Annotated in this window: 18 protein-coding genes; 14 read left to right on the top strand and 4 right to left on the bottom strand. The window is 64.5% G+C overall.

Translation table 11 applies throughout. The annotated features are described in order from the left end of the window. Positions 1–15 precede the first annotated feature (15 nt). The gene (locus HDE78_RS13700; protein WP_179480430.1) at positions 16–1,131 is read left to right on the top strand and encodes a TraB/GumN family protein; all 1,116 of its coding nucleotides are present in this window, start codon (positions 16–18) and stop codon (positions 1,129–1,131) included. A gap of 42 nt (positions 1,132–1,173) precedes the next feature. Here the strand turns inward: HDE78_RS13700 and HDE78_RS13705 are convergent, their stop codons facing one another. Both HDE78_RS13705 and HDE78_RS13710 read right to left on the bottom strand, forming a co-directional pair. Next, on the bottom strand, positions 1,174–2,118 hold the full coding sequence (locus HDE78_RS13705) for an aldo/keto reductase (protein WP_179480432.1): 945 nt from the start codon (positions 2,116–2,118) through the stop codon (positions 1,174–1,176). A gap of 107 nt (positions 2,119–2,225) precedes the next feature. Continuing rightward, positions 2,226–2,453 (bottom strand): hypothetical protein, encoded by a 228-nt coding sequence (locus HDE78_RS13710; protein ID WP_179480434.1) that lies wholly within the window; start codon positions 2,451–2,453, stop codon positions 2,226–2,228. Positions 2,454–2,518: 65 nt separating this feature from the next. Between HDE78_RS13710 and HDE78_RS13715 the strand changes: the two genes are divergently transcribed. From HDE78_RS13715 to HDE78_RS13725, 3 genes are all read left to right on the top strand, one after another. Then, complete coding sequence (locus tag HDE78_RS13715; RefSeq protein ID WP_179480436.1) at positions 2,519–3,460, top strand: LysR substrate-binding domain-containing protein; 942 nt, start codon at positions 2,519–2,521, stop codon at positions 3,458–3,460. A gap of 159 nt (positions 3,461–3,619) precedes the next feature. Continuing rightward, positions 3,620–4,537, top strand: a complete 918-nt coding sequence (locus tag HDE78_RS13720; protein WP_218862368.1) for a methyltransferase — start codon at positions 3,620–3,622, stop codon at positions 4,535–4,537. 37 nt (positions 4,538–4,574) lie between these two features. Next, positions 4,575–5,111, top strand: coding sequence for a pseudouridine synthase (locus tag HDE78_RS13725; protein ID WP_179480439.1), 537 nt, complete (start codon positions 4,575–4,577; stop codon positions 5,109–5,111). Between the two features lie 46 nt (positions 5,112–5,157). Here HDE78_RS13725 and HDE78_RS13730 read toward each other — a convergent pair whose 3' ends face one another. Beyond that, complete coding sequence (locus HDE78_RS13730) at positions 5,158–5,946, bottom strand: TatD family hydrolase (RefSeq protein ID WP_179480441.1); 789 nt, start codon at positions 5,944–5,946, stop codon at positions 5,158–5,160. A gap of 174 nt (positions 5,947–6,120) precedes the next feature. Next, positions 6,121–6,522 carry a hypothetical protein gene (locus HDE78_RS13735; RefSeq protein ID WP_179480443.1) on the bottom strand — a complete coding sequence of 134 codons (402 nt, stop codon included), beginning with the start codon at positions 6,520–6,522 and terminating at the stop codon, positions 6,121–6,123. A 386-nt stretch (positions 6,523–6,908) separates the two neighbouring features. Here HDE78_RS13735 and gspE point away from each other — a divergent pair, with 386 nt between their 5' ends. The 10 genes from gspE to HDE78_RS13785 all read left to right on the top strand — a co-directional run bounded on the left by gspE (position 6,909) and on the right by HDE78_RS13785 (position 15,586). Then, positions 6,909–8,642, top strand: a complete 1,734-nt coding sequence (gene gspE / locus HDE78_RS13740) for a type II secretion system ATPase GspE (RefSeq protein ID WP_179480445.1) — start codon at positions 6,909–6,911, stop codon at positions 8,640–8,642. 1 nt (position 8,643) lies between these two features. Beyond that, entirely contained in the window at positions 8,644–9,861 is a 1,218-nt protein-coding gene (gene gspF, locus HDE78_RS13745; protein WP_179480447.1) for a type II secretion system inner membrane protein GspF, read from the top strand. 236 nt (positions 9,862–10,097) lie between these two features. Then, positions 10,098–10,505: a type II secretion system major pseudopilin GspG gene (gene gspG, locus HDE78_RS13750; protein ID WP_179480746.1), complete on the top strand. Its 408-nt coding sequence runs from the start codon at positions 10,098–10,100 to the stop codon at positions 10,503–10,505. Between the two features lie 68 nt (positions 10,506–10,573). After that, positions 10,574–11,071 (top strand): GspH/FimT family pseudopilin, encoded by a 498-nt coding sequence (locus HDE78_RS13755; protein WP_343205705.1) that lies wholly within the window; start codon positions 10,574–10,576, stop codon positions 11,069–11,071. Next, on the top strand, positions 11,068–11,526 hold the full coding sequence (locus HDE78_RS13760) for a prepilin-type N-terminal cleavage/methylation domain-containing protein (protein ID WP_218862369.1): 459 nt from the start codon (positions 11,068–11,070) through the stop codon (positions 11,524–11,526). Before HDE78_RS13755 ends, HDE78_RS13760 begins: the two co-directional genes overlap by 4 nt. Next, entirely contained in the window at positions 11,523–12,197 is a 675-nt protein-coding gene (locus HDE78_RS13765; RefSeq protein WP_218862371.1) for a prepilin-type N-terminal cleavage/methylation domain-containing protein, read from the top strand. Before HDE78_RS13760 ends, HDE78_RS13765 begins: the two co-directional genes overlap by 4 nt. Further along, positions 12,194–13,081, top strand: coding sequence for a type II secretion system protein GspK (locus tag HDE78_RS13770; protein ID WP_179480451.1), 888 nt, complete (start codon positions 12,194–12,196; stop codon positions 13,079–13,081). The genes HDE78_RS13765 and HDE78_RS13770 overlap by 4 nt, the downstream gene beginning before the upstream one ends. Continuing rightward, positions 13,078–14,244, top strand: coding sequence for a PilN domain-containing protein (locus HDE78_RS13775; protein ID WP_179480453.1), 1,167 nt, complete (start codon positions 13,078–13,080; stop codon positions 14,242–14,244). The genes HDE78_RS13770 and HDE78_RS13775 overlap by 4 nt, the downstream gene beginning before the upstream one ends. Continuing rightward, a complete protein-coding gene (gspM, locus tag HDE78_RS13780) occupies positions 14,241–14,903 on the top strand; it encodes a type II secretion system protein GspM (protein WP_179480454.1) in 663 nt (220 codons plus the stop codon). Before HDE78_RS13775 ends, gspM begins: the two co-directional genes overlap by 4 nt. Then, on the top strand, positions 14,900–15,586 hold the full coding sequence (locus tag HDE78_RS13785) for a general secretion pathway protein GspN (RefSeq protein WP_179480456.1): 687 nt from the start codon (positions 14,900–14,902) through the stop codon (positions 15,584–15,586). Before gspM ends, HDE78_RS13785 begins: the two co-directional genes overlap by 4 nt. Positions 15,587–15,596: the final 10 nt, after the last annotated feature.

Genomic DNA, 15,596 nt, shown 5'->3' on the forward strand with positions numbered 1-15,596 from the left:
CGGAGCAAGCCGCGCATGTCGATCTCCCGAACTATCGCGCAACGACTGATGGCCTTGTGCCTTGCCGGCCTGGTGTCGGTGGCCGCCGCCGTCGAAGCACCGGTGTCTTCATCCTCGATCACGACCTCGCCACCGGGCAAGGTCACCGAGCTGCAGGGCGTCAGCGTCAGCGGCGTCCAGCCCGGGCCGGGCCTGTGGAAGATTAGCAAGGGCGATCATGTGCTGTGGGTGCTCGGCACGCTCGATCTGCTGCCCAAACATATGGACTGGCAGGCGCGTGACGTGCAGGCGGTTATCGCCGAATCGCAGCAGGTGCTGGACCGGCCGCAGGTCAAGCTCGATGCCAAGCTCGGGTTTTTCGGCACGCTCGGCCTGCTGCCCAGCCTGATCGGGGTACGCAACAATCCCGACGGCAAGCGGCTGGTCGACGTGGTGCCGCCGGATCAGTACGCGCGCTGGCTGGTGCTCAAAAAGCGCTATCTGGGCTGGGACAACGGCGTGGAAAAGCAGCGGCCGATCTTCGCGGCGGCGGCGCTGTTCATCGCGGCGATCAAGCAGGCCGACCTGAGTAACGACATGCTCGATCCGCTGATCAAAAAGGCGGCGGCGCAGCACGATCTCAAGCCGACCCCGGTTACCTACACCGTTGTCGTGGATCAGCCCAAGGCCGTGGTGAAGGATTTCAAGAAAACCCCGATGGATGACCGCGACTGCTTCGCCAAGACGCTCGATCATCTCGATAGCGACGTGGCGCTGATGCGTGCGCGGGCCAACGCGTGGGCCACCGGCGATCTGGATACGTTGCGCCGCCTGCCGCTGAGCGATCAGCTGCAGGTGTGTCTGGCGGCGGTCGACGCATCGGGCATCGCCCACGAACTGGGCCTGACGGCCATCGAGGACCATGTCGAGGCGACCTGGGTAACGGCGGCGAGCAAAGCGCTGGCAACCAACCGGGTAACCTTCGCTCAGCTGCCGATGCAGCGGCTGCTTGGCGACCACAGTTATCTCGCCGCACTGCAGTCTCTGGGTGATACCGTGACTCCGCCCGACGGCCTGTCTGACGGCGAGCCGGCGGCACCTGTCGTGTCACCGACTACTTCTGCGAAACCTGACGCTGCCGGGCATCGCTGAGCAGCGTCAGGTTTATTTATCGAGCCGAACCCGTCGGTAACGTCACTCGCTCGCGGTGTTGAGCTGTGCTACGTCCTCATCGCTCAGGCTGAGCTCGGCCGCGCCCATCAGTTCATGCAGCTGCTCCACGCTGGTGGCGCTGGCGATCGGCGCGGTAATGCCCGGACGCGCCATCAGCCAGGCGAGCGCGATCTGGGCGGGCTTCGCGTGGTGCGACGAGGCGATGTCGTCCAGCGCGGCCAGAATCTGCATGCCGCGCGGAGTGAGATACTTCTTCACCGCGCCGCCGCGCGCGCTGCTCTTGGCCAGATCGCTTTCGCTGCGGTATTTGCCGCTGAGAAAGCCGCTGGCCAGCGAGTAGTAGCTGATCACGCCAATGTTTTCCTTGCGGATCAGCGGCTCGAGATCTTTTTCATAGCCCGCGCGATCGATCAGGTTGTAGTCCGGCTGCAGGGTTTCATAGCGCGGCAGATGGTTTTCGCTGGATACCTTCAACGCCTCCGCCAGCCGGTCGGCACTGTAGTTGGACGCGCCGATCACCCGTACCTTGCCGGCATCGATCAGGCGGCCGAAGGCATCGAGCGTCTCTTCCAACGGCACGCTGGCGTCGTCCTCATGCGCCTGATACAAATCGATGTGATCGGTCTGCAGACGCTTCAACGAACCTTCCACCGCCTGCGCAATATTGATCGGCGAAAGACCGGGCTGCTTGTCCCATTTGGCCACCTTGGTCGCGATGATCACCTTGTCGCGCTTGCCGCTTTGCTTGAACCATTTACCGATGATGGTTTCCGAATCGCCACCGCTGTTTCCAGGCACCCAGGCCGAATACACGTCGGCGGTGTCGACCAGATTGAAGCCGGCGTCGACGAAAGCGTCCAGCAGTTCGAACGAGCGCTTCTGATCCGCGCTCCAGCCGAAGACGTTGCCGCCGAAGGCGAGCGGGGCGACGGACAACGACGATTTGCCAAGGGGACGCTGTTGCATGGAGACATACCTCGTGCAATGGAAAGTACCAAGCATGCACTCGTCCAGGCAAAGCGGGCGTGACGTATAGGGCCATGACGTAGCGCAGACCGACCGGCCGATTTGCTTCAGCGCGGCGCGATCAGCCTTGGCCACGCCAATGCGCAGGTCGACCGCGCCACGAACCTCGGCTTGCCGATGGCGATGACCGCCTTGGGTGCATTCGGCGGGATGCGCGTGTCGGGTTTCCAGGCCAGCTCGGCGTGGGTGATGTGGCCGTGCAAGTACAGCAGATTTTTCCACAGCGGATTCATAAAGGTGACTCCCTTGAGGCCTTGGGTTTGGGCTGTACTCAAGGTAGGCGTCAGGTCCTGCCGGAAAAAGCGATATATTCACAAGATAGACTTGAGAGAAATTCAAGATGGGTAGGTTGCCGCTGAGCCTGTTGCAACAGTTCGTGCTGGTCGCCCGCCTGGGCAACCTGTCGCGTGCCGCGGAGCAGGCGAGCCTTACCGTCAGCGCGCTCAGCCACCAGATGCGCCAGCTGGAGCAGCGGATGGAGCGCAAGCTGTTCGACCGCGGTCCGCGCGGCGTGCAACTCACCGCCGAGGGGCGCCGCCTGATGGAGGCGGTGGCGCATCATTTCGAGGGTATCGAGCTGGCGATGGCGACTTACCAGTGCCGTCGTGAGGCGGCACTGACCATCAGCACCCTGTCCGGCGTGATGTCGAGCTGGTTGATGCCGCGCGTGGCCAGTCTGGTTGCCATGCATCCCGAGCTGGAGCTCAATCTGCAGTCCTCCAGTGCGCTGGTCGACTTTGCGCGTGATCCTGTCGACGTCGCCATACGCTATGGCAAAGGTCATTGGCATGGCGTGCGCAGCGAACACCTGTTCGACGAATGGATCGTGCCGGTGGCGTCGTCCGCCCTGCTGCAACATTTGCCGGGCGCAGACCCGGGCGACATGAGCCTGTGGCCGTTGCTTGGCGACCCCAGTGAGCGCTGGCGCGATTGGTTCGAGCAGATCGGCGGCCACGCGCCCAGGCGCTTCGTGGCGCAGTTCGACACGACGGACGCGCTACAGCGTGCCGCGCTGGAAGGGATGGGCGTGGCCCTGGGGCGGATGGTGATGGCACGCCCGCTGATCGATGCAGGCCTGCTGCATGTGCTGGGTCAGCGCTATCTGCATATTCCGGAGGCCTACCATCTCGTCTATCCGGAGCGCTCGCTTGGGCATGCCGGTTTTCGCGTGTTCCGCGAATGGATACGCGAGGAGGCGCATCGCTACGGTGAATCGATGACGTACATGTCGGTGCAAGCGTCGGCCGATATGCCGATGACGGAGTCGAGAAAGGGCAAATAATGCGAGGGTTATAGACGGTCTATGTCTGATTGGCCACCGAGCGTAACGTAGAATGCCTTCACGCCAGCGCGCTTCCACATGCGCTACGGTCGTTATGACACGGACGGAGACGGCGTCAGTTCAATCACCATTGAAGCTAAGGGCAAAGGGGCAGGCAGTATGGAAATGAATCGTTCGCGCGCGCTTGCAGCATGTTTGCTGGCCGCCTGCATCGGCTTGCCGACATTGGCGATGGCGCAGGCTGCGCCGGCTTCGACGGTGCAGGATCAGCCGGCCGATGCCTTGGTGCCTCCCACCAGTGCCAGTGATTTCACCGGCCAGCAGCTGGATGCCGCTCTGGCTGGCGACTGGCGCTCGCCCAACAACCGCGCGCGCGACGTTTATCGCCACCCCAAGGCGACGCTGCAGTTTTTCGGCATTCGCCCGGATCAGACGGTGATCGAAATCACGCCCGGCGGCGGCTGGTACAGCGAGATTCTGGCGCCGCTGCTGCACGATAACGGGCACTACGTGGCTGCCGTGGAAAAGCCCGACAGCAGCGACGAGGCGCGCAAGGATCAGGATGCGCTGCAGCGCAAGTTCGCCTCCGACCTGATGCGCTACGGCAACGCGAAGTTCGTCGCGTTCGACCCCAAGGCGCCGGTGTTCGGCGCGCCCGGCTCGGCCGATCTGGTGCTGACCTTTCGCAACGTGCACAACTGGGTCATGGCCGATACCACGCCGGCGATGTTCAAGGCGTTCTATGCCGTACTGAGGCCGGGTGGCGTGCTCGGCGTGGTCGACCATCGCGCCGACGACGGCGCGGCGCTGGACGCGGTGAAGAAGAGCGGCTACCTGCCGACCAAGTATGTGGTGAAGATGGCGACCGACGCCGGTTTCGTGCTGGAAGATAGCAGCGAGATCAATGCGAATCCGAAGGACACGAAGAATTATCCGAAAGGCGTGTGGACGTTGCCGCCGACGTACGCGCTGGGCGATACCGACAAGGCCAAGTATCAGGCGATCGGCGAATCCGACCGCATGACGTTGCGCTTCATCAAGCCGGTGATGCCGGCGGCCGCCAGTTCGACCCACTGAACCGTCGGATGAGTCAGCGGCAGGGCAGCGTGGCGCCGTGTTGATCGCGTTGAACAAACCGTACGGCGTGCTCTGCCAATTCACCGACGAAAATGGCCGGCGTACGCTGGCCGATTTTGTGAAACAAAAAGACGTCTATGCGGCTGGACGGCTCGATCAGGACAGCGAGGGTCTGCTGCTGCTGACCGACGATGGCGCGCTGGCGCATCGGCTCACCGATCCGCGGCACAAGCAGCCGAAAACGTATGTGGTCCAGGTCGATGGCGAGATCGACGACATGGCGCTGCTCGCATTGAGGACGGGCGTGTCGTTGAAGGATGGTCCGACGCTTCCGGCCGAGGTGAAGCGCGTTGATGAGCCGGATTGGCTATGGCCCCGCGATCCGCCGGTGCGCTTTCGCAAGCACCTCCCGACCAGCTGGCTCAGCCTATCCATACGCGAGGGCCGCAACCGGCAGGTGCGACGCATGACGGCGGCGGTGGGCTTTCCTACGTTGCGCCTGATACGCGCGCAGATCGGCGAGCATGCGCTGGATGGTCTGGGACTGGGCGAGACGCGCGTGCTGTCACGGTAAGCAGTCACACCCAGGCAGCCCGCGGGCGCCGCGCCGCCATCACCAATCACGATAGCCGGAAAAAAGCCTCGGCCGTCGCCGTGCTGTTGGCGGCGGTGACGTCAGTCGTTTCTCCCCGATCGCGCGCGATCTCCTCGCAGATGTGCCGCAGATACATCGGCTCGTTGCGCCGGTGTTTGGGCTGTGGCCGTATCGTGCGCGGCAGCAGATACGGCGCGTCGGTTTCGATCATCAGGCGATCGGCAGGAATCTCGCGCACCAGTTCGCGCAGATGGCCGCCGCGGCGTTCGTCGCAGATCCAGCCGGTGATGCCGATATGGCAGTCCAGCGCCAGATAATCGCGCAGCGCTTCAGCGGTATCGGTAAAGCAGTGCACCACCGCGGCCGGCACCTTGTCGCGATAGCGCCGCAGCAGCGCAAGAAAATCCTGATGCGCGTCGCGCTGGTGCAGAAACAGCGGCAGCTGCAGGTCGACGGCGATCTGCAGCTGCCGCTCGAATACCTGCAGCTGCACCTCGCGCGGCGAATAATTGCGGTTGTAGTCCAGCCCGGTTTCGCCGACGGCGCGCACGAAGGGATCGCGCGCCAGTTCGCGCAGCAGCGCATCGGTGGCATCGTCGTAGTCGATCGCGTGATGCGGATGCACGCCTGCAGTAGCCCACAACAGGCCGGGATGCGCCTTGGCCAGCGCCAGCGCATGTGCGCTACCCTCACGCGAGGCGCCGGTCACGATCATCCGGCCCACGCCGTGCTCGGCCGCGCGCTGCAGCACCGCGTCGAGATCGGGCTGAAACGATTCGTGACCGAGATTGACGCCGATGTCGAGCAACTGCATGGTTGAACCGCTTTGAGCAAAGCGCCATTGTCCCAGACATTGACACGACGACAAGCCGGTCGGGCGGAGCTTCGGATCCAGGCTCCGGCGCATCTCGCGCGGTTCGCCCGGATGCACGGCGATGCCGTTGGCTCTGGCCGTGGGCATCGGTCGGCATGTTCATCGGCACGCCGTCTACACTGGCGGCGAAATCCGTGCCGTGATCGAGGTTGTATCGCGCAGAAAATACGGGTCGGCCCTGCTGTGGCCCGGGTCCTGGGTCACGACCCTGCCGGGAGTGACTTCGAGCACCTTGCCCGGGCGCAGTAGTGGAATATCGTGCAGCGACAAGCTGGGGGTGACACCCTGCGGTGCGGCATTCGATGTGTCGATGCCGTTGTCGCAGTGACCTCGACCTTTGAACAAGCTCTTGATGGGGCAAGATTTTCGCCAAAAAATGTCGAGGATGCGCACCGGCGCGCTGTCGGCGGCAGCGCTATCGACAGGCTGTGCATGCGCGCAAAGCATCACCGATGGCGTGAGAGTGGCTAATGTCGCCGATATGTTTTTCGTATGGGCGGCATCGGACCCCAGCATCCATCGTATTCCGCAACCCCGACGCTCATCGAGCGTGCCGGCAAAAGCCGCAGTTCCCGTCGGCCTTTCGAACTAACCGTCGGCACTCGGGTCAGATTCAGATAGTCCGCTGCCCCACGGTGGGGATGCAGGAAATTTTCCTAAGCTAGGAATGCGCCGCTGGACGAGTGGAAACGTCACAATGGTGGGTGTTTTGCGTGCGATGCGTGTCGGCGGGTAGTTCAGACGCCATCGCAGGAAACAGGGTGTGACGGCCGTCGGTCCATTCATCGGTGGCCACATCTGGATAACGAAGTTGTGCTAGTTATGGTGGTCATTTCGTCGGAGCGGGTGGTTTGCGCAAACCAGCGTTGACGGCTCACACAGGCATTGAGCGGGGTGGAATCATGTCGGCAGTCATCAAGCCGGCGGTAAGCGGGGCCGGCACGGTGGCAGACGATCGCGAAGCGGAAGTTTGCGCGTGGCTGGTGGCGCGTGGCCGCCTGAAGGACAGCGACCTGGGCCGCGCGCGTCGTCTGCACGAAGAGTCGGCCGAAGGCACGCTGACCACACTGATGGCGCGCCTTGGTCTGGTTTCCGAGCGCGACCTGGCCGAGGCCTGGGCCGAGCTGCTGCAGGTACCGCTGCTGGCGGCGCGCGACGCGCCCGAGCTGCCGCCGACCGATCTGGACATTTCCCTGCGCTTTTTGAAGCAGCAGCACGTGGTGCCGGTACAGGACGAAAAAGACGGCTTGGCCTTGATCGTCTCTGATCCGGCCGATCCGTATCCGCTGCAGGCGGTGACCCTGGCGGCCGGCCGGCCGGTGGCGCTGCGCGTGGGCCTGCGTTCGGAAATCGACGGATTGATCGAACGTTATTACGGCACCGGCCGCTCGGCGATGGGCACCATCGTGGAAAACCTCGACGGCAGCGCCGCCGAAGAGGACGACGTCGAGCATCTGCGCGACCTTGCCTCCGAAGCGCCCGTCATCCGGCTGGTCAATCTGATCCTGCAGCGCGCGGTCGAGCAGCGCGCTTCGGACGTGCATATCGAGCCGTTCGAAAATCGCCTGAAGGTGCGTTATCGCATCGACGGCGTGCTGCACGAGGTGGAAGCGCCGCCCTCGTCGTCGACCGCCGCGGTGATCTCGCGCGTCAAGATCATGGCGCGGCTCAATATCGCCGAACGCCGCCTGCCGCAGGACGGCCGCATCCAGCTGCGCGTGCAGGGCAAGGAGCTCGACCTGCGCGTATCGACCGTGCCGACCAGCTTCGGCGAGTCGGTGGTCATGCGTATCCTCGATCGCGAATCGGTGGTGTTCGATTTCGCGTCGCTGGGGTTTACCGACAGCTTCCAGCAGCGCTTCGTCGACGTGCTGCAGCGTCCGCACGGCATCCTGCTGGTCACCGGCCCGACCGGCTCGGGCAAGACCACCACGCTGTACACGGCGCTGTCGCAGATCAACACGTCGGACGTGAAAATCATCACGGTCGAAGACCCGGTTGAGTACCAGCTCGAAGGCATCAACCAGATCCAGGTGAAGCCGCAGATCGGGCTGGATTTTTCCGGCGCGCTGCGTTCGATCATGCGCCAGGATCCGGACGTCATCATGATCGGCGAAATGCGCGATCTGGAAACCTGCCGCATCGCAATCCAGTCCGCACTCACTGGCCATCTGGTGTTGTCGACTCTGCATACCAACAGCGCGGCGGGAGGCATCACGCGTCTGCTCGACATGGGCGTGGAGGATTACCTGCTCGGCTCCACTATCAACGGCATCTTGGCCCAGCGGCTGGTGCGCCGGCTCGATCCGGAAACGGCGATTTCTTACGAAGCGCTGCCCGAGGTGATCGAACAATTCGAACTGGAAAAATACACCGACGAGCGGCCGATCCGATTGTGGAAGCCGGGCACCAGCGCGGCCAACCCGACCGGCTATCGCGGCCGTCGCGCGATCATGGAATTTCTCACCATGAGCGATCCGCTGCGCCGGCTGGTGATGCAGCGCGCCGACGCCGGCGAGATCGAGCGCCAGGCGCGCAGCGAGGGCATGCGCACCATGTACGAGGACGGCATCGCCAAGGCCGTGGCCGGCGTGACTACCCTCGAAGAAGTCATGCGCGTCACACAGGACGGTTGACGTGGCGCAATTCAGCTACAGGGCGGTCAGCGATTCGGGCGAAATGCTGCAGGGCCAGATGGAGGCGGCCAGCGTCGAGGACGTCATCGGTCGCCTGCAGGATCAGGGCCACACTCTGCTGGCCGCGCAGCCGGCCGACGGCGCCGCGGGCGGCAGCGGGCTGGCCGGCTTGTTCAAGCGCGGGCCGTTCAGCGGCGATCAGCTGGCCCAGTTCACCCATCAGCTGGCGACCCTGTTGAGCGCAGGCCAGCCGCTCGATCGCGCACTGAGCATCCTGCTGGATCTGCCCGAGGGCGAGCACGCCAAGAAGATGGTCGAACGCGTGCGCGACCGCGTGCGCGGCGGCACGACGCTGTCGCAGTCGATGGACGAGGAGCTCGGCGTGTTTCCCAAGCTGTACATCAGCCTGGTGCGCGCGGGCGAGGCGGGCGGCTCGCTCGAAGAAACCCTGCGTCGTCTGGCCGACTATCTGGAGCGCGCGCAGGCGTTGCGCGGCAGCATCGTCAACGCGCTTATCTACCCGGCGTTTCTGATGGTGGGCGTGCTCGGTTCGCTGGTCCTGCTGCTGGCCTACGTGGTGCCGCAGTTCGTGCCGATTTTTGCCGACATGCAGGTACCCATTCCGTGGATCACCCAGGCGGTACTGGTACTGGGCAATACGCTGCAATCCTGGTGGTGGCTGATCCTGCTGCTGATCGGCGGTGGCGCATTTTTCTGGCGCGCGCGCCTGCGCGATCCCGAGGCGCGGCTGGCCTGGAATACAAAACTATTGACGATGAAGCTGGTCGGTCCGCTGCTGTTGAAAGTGGAAACGGCACGCATCGCCCGCACGCTGGGCACGCTGCTGAAAAATGGCGTGCCGCTGCTGAGTTCGCTGACCATCGCGCGCCAAGTCACCAGCAATCGCGCGCTGGACGCCGCGCTGATCCAGGCGCATGAGCAGGTCAAAGGTGGCTCCGGTCTGAGTCTCGCGCTCGGCCAGTCGAAGCTGTTTCCGCGGCTGGCGATGCAGATGGTCCAGGTCGGCGAAGAAGCCGGCCAGCTCGACACCATGCTGCTGAAAGTCGCCGACACCTTCGAGCTCGAATCCAAGCGCGCGATCGATCGCCTGCTGGCTGCCCTGGTACCGGCGCTGACCATCGTGATGACGGTGATGGTAGCGATCATCATGGCGGCGATCCTGTTGCCGCTGCTGAGTCTGACCAGCAATATCCAATGACGATTTTGAACGGAGAGATGACGATGGGTTATTTGATGAAGCGGGAACGGGGAACGGGGAACGGGGAACATGAGAGTGCTTTGCCAAATCAACTCTTGCGCAGCAATGTGAATCCTTTCGAAGCGCGTGACGAAAGTCCGCGATCAACCTCCCGTTCCCCGTTACTCGCGGCTTCGCCGCTCACCCTGCGGGCCGCCTTTGGCGTTCGCGCTGCGCGCGTCCGCGTTCCTCGTTCCCTGCGCGCATCGCGCGTCTCAGGCTTCACCCTGCTCGAAATGCTGGCGGTGATCGTGCTGATCGGCATCATCGGTGCGGTGGTGGTGACCCAGGTCGGCAAGAATGTGGACAAGGGCAAGTACGGCGCGGGCAAGGCGCAGTTGATGACGCTCAGCCAGAAAATCGAGAATTACGCGCTCGACAACGGCTCGCCGCCGCAGCAGCTCGACGACCTGATGACCAAGCCGGCGAACGCGACGAACTGGCAGGGTCCGTACGCGAAAGAGTCCGAGCTGAAGGATCCTTGGGGCCACCCGTTCGGTTACCAGTATCCGGGCCAGCACGGCAACTTCGATCTGATTTTCTACGGGCAGGACGGCAAGCCCGGCGGCGACGGCTACAGCCAGGATGTCGGTAACTGGCAATGAGCATGTTTAGGAAACGGGGGACGGGGAACAGGGAACGCCAGTGCCAAGCAGGTTGTCTGTCCGCGCCTGTGTTCCCCGTTTCCCGTTCCCTGTTCCCCACGCGCTCACCGCGCGCCCAAGGCTTCACCCTGCTCGAAATGCTGGCCGTGATCCTGCTCATCGGCATTGCGGCAGCGGCGGTTTCGGTGTCGGTGACGCAGGGTCTGGCCAGTGCGCGCATCAACGCGGCCAGCAGTGAGTTGGCGGCCGCGCTGCGCGCCGTGCGGGCGCAGGCCATCGTCAAAGGCGCGCAGCAGAATTTCGACGTCGATACGCGCAGCGAGACCTATCTCAATCTCAAGCGGCAGCCCGTCGCGTTGCCCAAAGGACTGAAGCTCAGCATGACCAGTGCCAAGGACGACCAGCCGAACGATCATACCGGCCGCATCCGCTTTTTCCCCGACGGCAGCTCCACCGGCGGGCGCATCACCCTGGCCAGCGGCAAGCGCGAGTGGCATATCGATGTCTCGTGGCTGACCGGCGAAGTGCGGGTGGTGGATACGGCGACCGCGGTGGCGATGCGATGATTCGCCGGGCGTCGGGGCAGCGCGTGTCGTCGATCTTGCCGCAGCGGGCGCAGGCCGGCTTCAGCCTGCTCGAAGTGATCGCCGCGATCATGCTGCTCGCCATTGCGTTTGCCGCCTTGATGAAAGTGGCCGGTGGTTCGATCAGTCTTACCCAGAAGGCGGCCGATTACAGCGAGGCCTCGCTGTGGGCGCGCGGCCTGCTCGACAGCGCCTTCATCGGTACGCCGATAAAAACCGGCAGCAGCGCGGGTCAGTTCAACAACCGCTTTCGCTGGCAGCTCGCGGTGACGCCGTGGACCGATGCCGGCACCCCGCCGCCGGAAGCGCCCTTGCATTTGTATCAGCTGGATCTGGACGTGCTCTGGGGCCCGACCAGCCATCCGCGTTCGGCGCATTTTCGAACCCTGCGGCTGGCCGGGCAGGACGCTGCCAACATGACACGGCCGGCACCATGAGTGCGGTTGCGATCAAGCCGATGGCCGGCTTCACCCTGCTCGAGGTGCTGGCCTCGCTGGTGCTGCTGTCGCTGCTGCTGGTCGGCGTGTATTCCGGTTTGCGTACGGCCACGCACAGCGTGCGCTCGGGCACGGCATCGGTGGAGCGGATCGATCAGATCCGCTCGGCCCAGCAGTTTCTGCAGCGCGAGCTGGCGCAGACGATGGCCCAGCCGATCCGCAGGAACGATAGCGGCGAAAACATTTATTTTCAGGGCGACGCGCACGAGATGCTGTTCGTCGCGCCGATGCCCGGCTATCTCGGCAAGCTCGGCCCGCAGCTGGAAAGCCTCAAGCTGATCGACGATGGCCACGGCGATGCGAGCCTGGTGCTTACCTTGGCCGTACTGCCGCCGGACGGCTCGCCGCCGAAGGCGCTGGGCGATCCGCAGGTCTTGCTCGATCACATCAAGAGCGGCGGCTTCACCTATCGTGGTGTCGATGCACAGGGCAAACCGGTGCCATGGTCGACTGCATGGCCGGACGGCCGTTTGCTGCCGCTGCTGGTGCGCATTCAGCTGCAGCCGAGCGGCAATTACGCCTGGCCGCTGATGGAAATCCCTCTGCGGGTCAATCCGCTGGCTAGCGGTACGCCCAGCGGCCTGCAGCCGTTGAACGGGATCGCGCGATGAAGCGGCAGCGCGCGCCGCTTTCGCCGGCACGCTCGCGCCAGCGCGGCGTCGCCCTGCTGCTGGTGCTGTGGGCATGCACGCTGCTGGCGATTCTGCTCGGGGGTTATGCGGCATTGGCGCGCACCGAAGGTTTGCAGACGCGCTATCAGTTCGCCCAGACGCAGGCGCACTATGCCGCCGAGGCCGGCATCATGCGCGCGTTCTACGGCTTGCAGGATCCGATCAACAAGAATCGCTGGATCGGCGATGGACGCATCTATTCGCTGGCGTTCGATCACGCCGACGTCAAGGTGTCGGCGATCGGCGAAAGCGGCAAGGTGGATCTCAACGCGGCTTCGCCCGACGTTCTGCAAGCGCTGTTCCAGGCCGCAGGCACGCCCGCGGCGGACGCCAGATCGCTGGCCGCCAGCGTGGCGGATTGGCGCAGCGCGCCGCTGATCTCCAGCGATCTGGACAAGCGTCGCGCGCAATACACGGCCGCCGGTCGCGACTATGGCCCGCGCAACGGTCCATTCGTCAGCATCGAGGAACTGCAGATGGTGCTCGGCATGACGCCGGCGCTGTATCGCACGATCGAGCCCGATATCACGATCTGGTCCGGCAATGCCGCGCCCGATCCGAATACCGCGCCACCGCTGGCGCTGGCTGCCATTCCCGGCATGACGCCGGAGCAGGAAGCGATCGTGTATGCGTCCCGCAACAGGAGCGCGACTGATCCCAGTATGGTTCTCAACAACGGAGTAACGCATAGTATCCGGTCGGAAGCGACGCTGGCCGACGGCACGCGCGCCGTGCTGAGGGCGACGATGCGTTTGCAGCAGGGCAATCAAGCAGGCGCACAGCCGTACGCGGTGCTGCGCTGGCAAGAGGGGGACGGAGAATGAGCAAGGCTTCGCAGTCGCTGCGGCCACTATTGGATCGCATGCGCCGCGCGTGGCGTGGTTCGCCGTTGCCGGACTTTTTTCGCTGGTGGGGCGGCGAGTTGCGCGCACTGCTGCCAGCGAGCTGGCAGCGTCTGTTCGGCGGTGGCGACGACTGGTATCTGCTCGAGCACGAAGGCAACCAGTGGTCGCTGCGCCACGCCGGCAACAGTCTGGCGATGACGCGCTGGAGCGACAGCGATGACAGCCTGATCCAGCAAGCGGCGTTGACCAGCGCGCTGAAGCATGTCGATCGCGAAGATCTGCGGCTGGCTCTGCTGCTGCCTGCCGCCGCTGTCCTGCGCCGCACGCTGGCGCTGCCGCTGGCCGCGCGCGACAACCTGCAACAGGTGATGGGATTCGAGATCGATCGGCAGACGCCCTTCAGTGCAGCGCAGGTTTACTACGCCGTGCGCGAACTGCCGCAGGCTGCCGCCGCCGCCGGACGCGTCAATGCCGAACTCGTCGCGGTAACGCGCGGCGCGCTCGATCCGCTGCTGGAGCGCCTGCTCGCGCTGGCCATATCGATCGATGCGGTGGACGTCGTCGCGGGGCATGATCGCCTCGGCATCAACCTGCTGCCGCCGGAACGCACGCCGCACCGCGTGCGGCCACGTCTGCGCCTGAACCTCGCGCTGGCAGCATGTTGCCTGCTGCTGCTGCTGGCGTCGCTGGCGACGTATCTGCACAACCGGCAGACCGCGCTGGCGAGCATGCAGGACACCGTCGAAAGTATGCGCAGCGAGGCACAGCAGGTTTCCTCCTTGCGTCAGCAGCTGCAGGACAACGCGGGCGCCGCCGGCTTTCTGGCCCGGCGCAAAATGAAGGCCGTCAGCATGTTGAGCCTGATGCAGGACATCACCGCCCGTCTGCCGGACACGGCCTGGCTGGAGCGTTTCAGCGTGGATAACTCCGGTCAGGTCGGCCTGCAGGGACAGAGCGTGCAGGCCGCCAAGCTGCTCGACGCGCTGAAGGATTCCAAGCTGATTACCGACGCGAGTTTCCAGGGCAGCATTCAGCCCGACCCCGCCACCGGCAAGGAGCGTTTCTACCTCACCGCGCAGCTGCGCCAGCCGCCCGCCGGTAAAGGGAAATCGTCGACGGCCGGCGGCGGAGGTGTGCCATGAAAAAACCGACTCTGAGCCCGCGCGACAGTCGCTTGGCGGCGATCGGCCTGCTGCTGCTTGCCCTGGTGATAGGTTACTTCGTGCTGCTGCATTGGTGGTTCGTGGCGCCGCTGCGGCAGATCCGCAGCGACATGGTCGATCTGCGCGATACGCAGAGCCGCTTTGCCGCGGCGATCGCCGAGAAGCCGGCGCTGCAGCAACGCATTGCTGCACTCGGTGCAGGGCAGGCGGCGAGCAGCGCGTTTCTGGCCGAGGACGACCCCAATACCGCCGCGGCCGATCTCATGCAGCGCGTGGTCGACGTGGTCGGCAGTCATACCCAGAGCGGCAGCTGCACGGTCAGTCAGAAAGTGCCTATTCCCAATCCGCCGACAACGCCGGGCGAGCCGTATCGCAAGGCTGCCGTCAGCATCAACCTCAGCTGCGATATCGAATCGCTGGCGCAGGTGCTGCAGGCGCTTGAACAGGGCACGCCGTACGTATTCATCGACGATCTGAGCATCTACCGCAACCCGGTCGCCACGCAGCAGAATCAGGCGGCACCGCTGGAGGTGCAGTTCACGTTATCGGGCTATGTGCGCCCCGCGCGCGCAACCCCGTCCGCTGCGCCGCCGGCGGGCAATGCGGCTGCCGGCGGCGGTCAGGGAGACCGCTCATGAACGCTGCCAGCCAACGCCGCCTTACGCCGGTGCTTGCCGGCATCGTGGTGGTGCTGGGCATCGCGCTGGTGGCTCTGATGAGCGGACTCGGCCGCAAGGTGCACTGGGACGAGGCGCGACCGCCTGTCGCGCTGCCGCCATCCACCGACGCGACCCATCTACCGACGCCGCTGCCGCTGGAGAGTTTTGCGCTGGTCTGGCAAAAGCCCCTGTTCACGCCGGACCGCAAGCCGATCGCTCGCGTCGCCGACGGCGGTACGTCGCTGGGCGATCTGTCGCTCACCGGCATCATTCTCACGTCCGGTCTGCGCATGGCCCTGTTGCACGACAAGAACGGCGACCGCCAGATTCGCCTGCGCGAAGGCGAGGCGCTGCCCGATGGCAGCGTGAAGCTGGTCGAGGTTCGCCCACGCTCGGCATTGTTCGACGCATCCGGCGGTCGAACCGAATTGAAGCTGCCCGCTGGCGCACCGATCGACGAGCCAAAGGGAGCTGCACCCGCGCTGGCGAACGGCGATGCGAATGCCAACGGTGCACAGGTGCCGGCCGGTTCAGTGATGACCATTGCGCCGCCGCGTCCCTACGGCAACCCGCCGGCTAATGCACCCACCGAGTCACCGTTGATCGATCGAATCAGACAGGCAAATCAGAGACGCCGTGCCCAAAACGCGGCTTCCCACTAACGAGTAGGTG

This window comes from Rhodanobacter sp. K2T2, assembly GCF_013408815.1.
In the GTDB taxonomy this organism is placed as follows: domain Bacteria; phylum Pseudomonadota; class Gammaproteobacteria; order Xanthomonadales; family Rhodanobacteraceae; genus Rhodanobacter.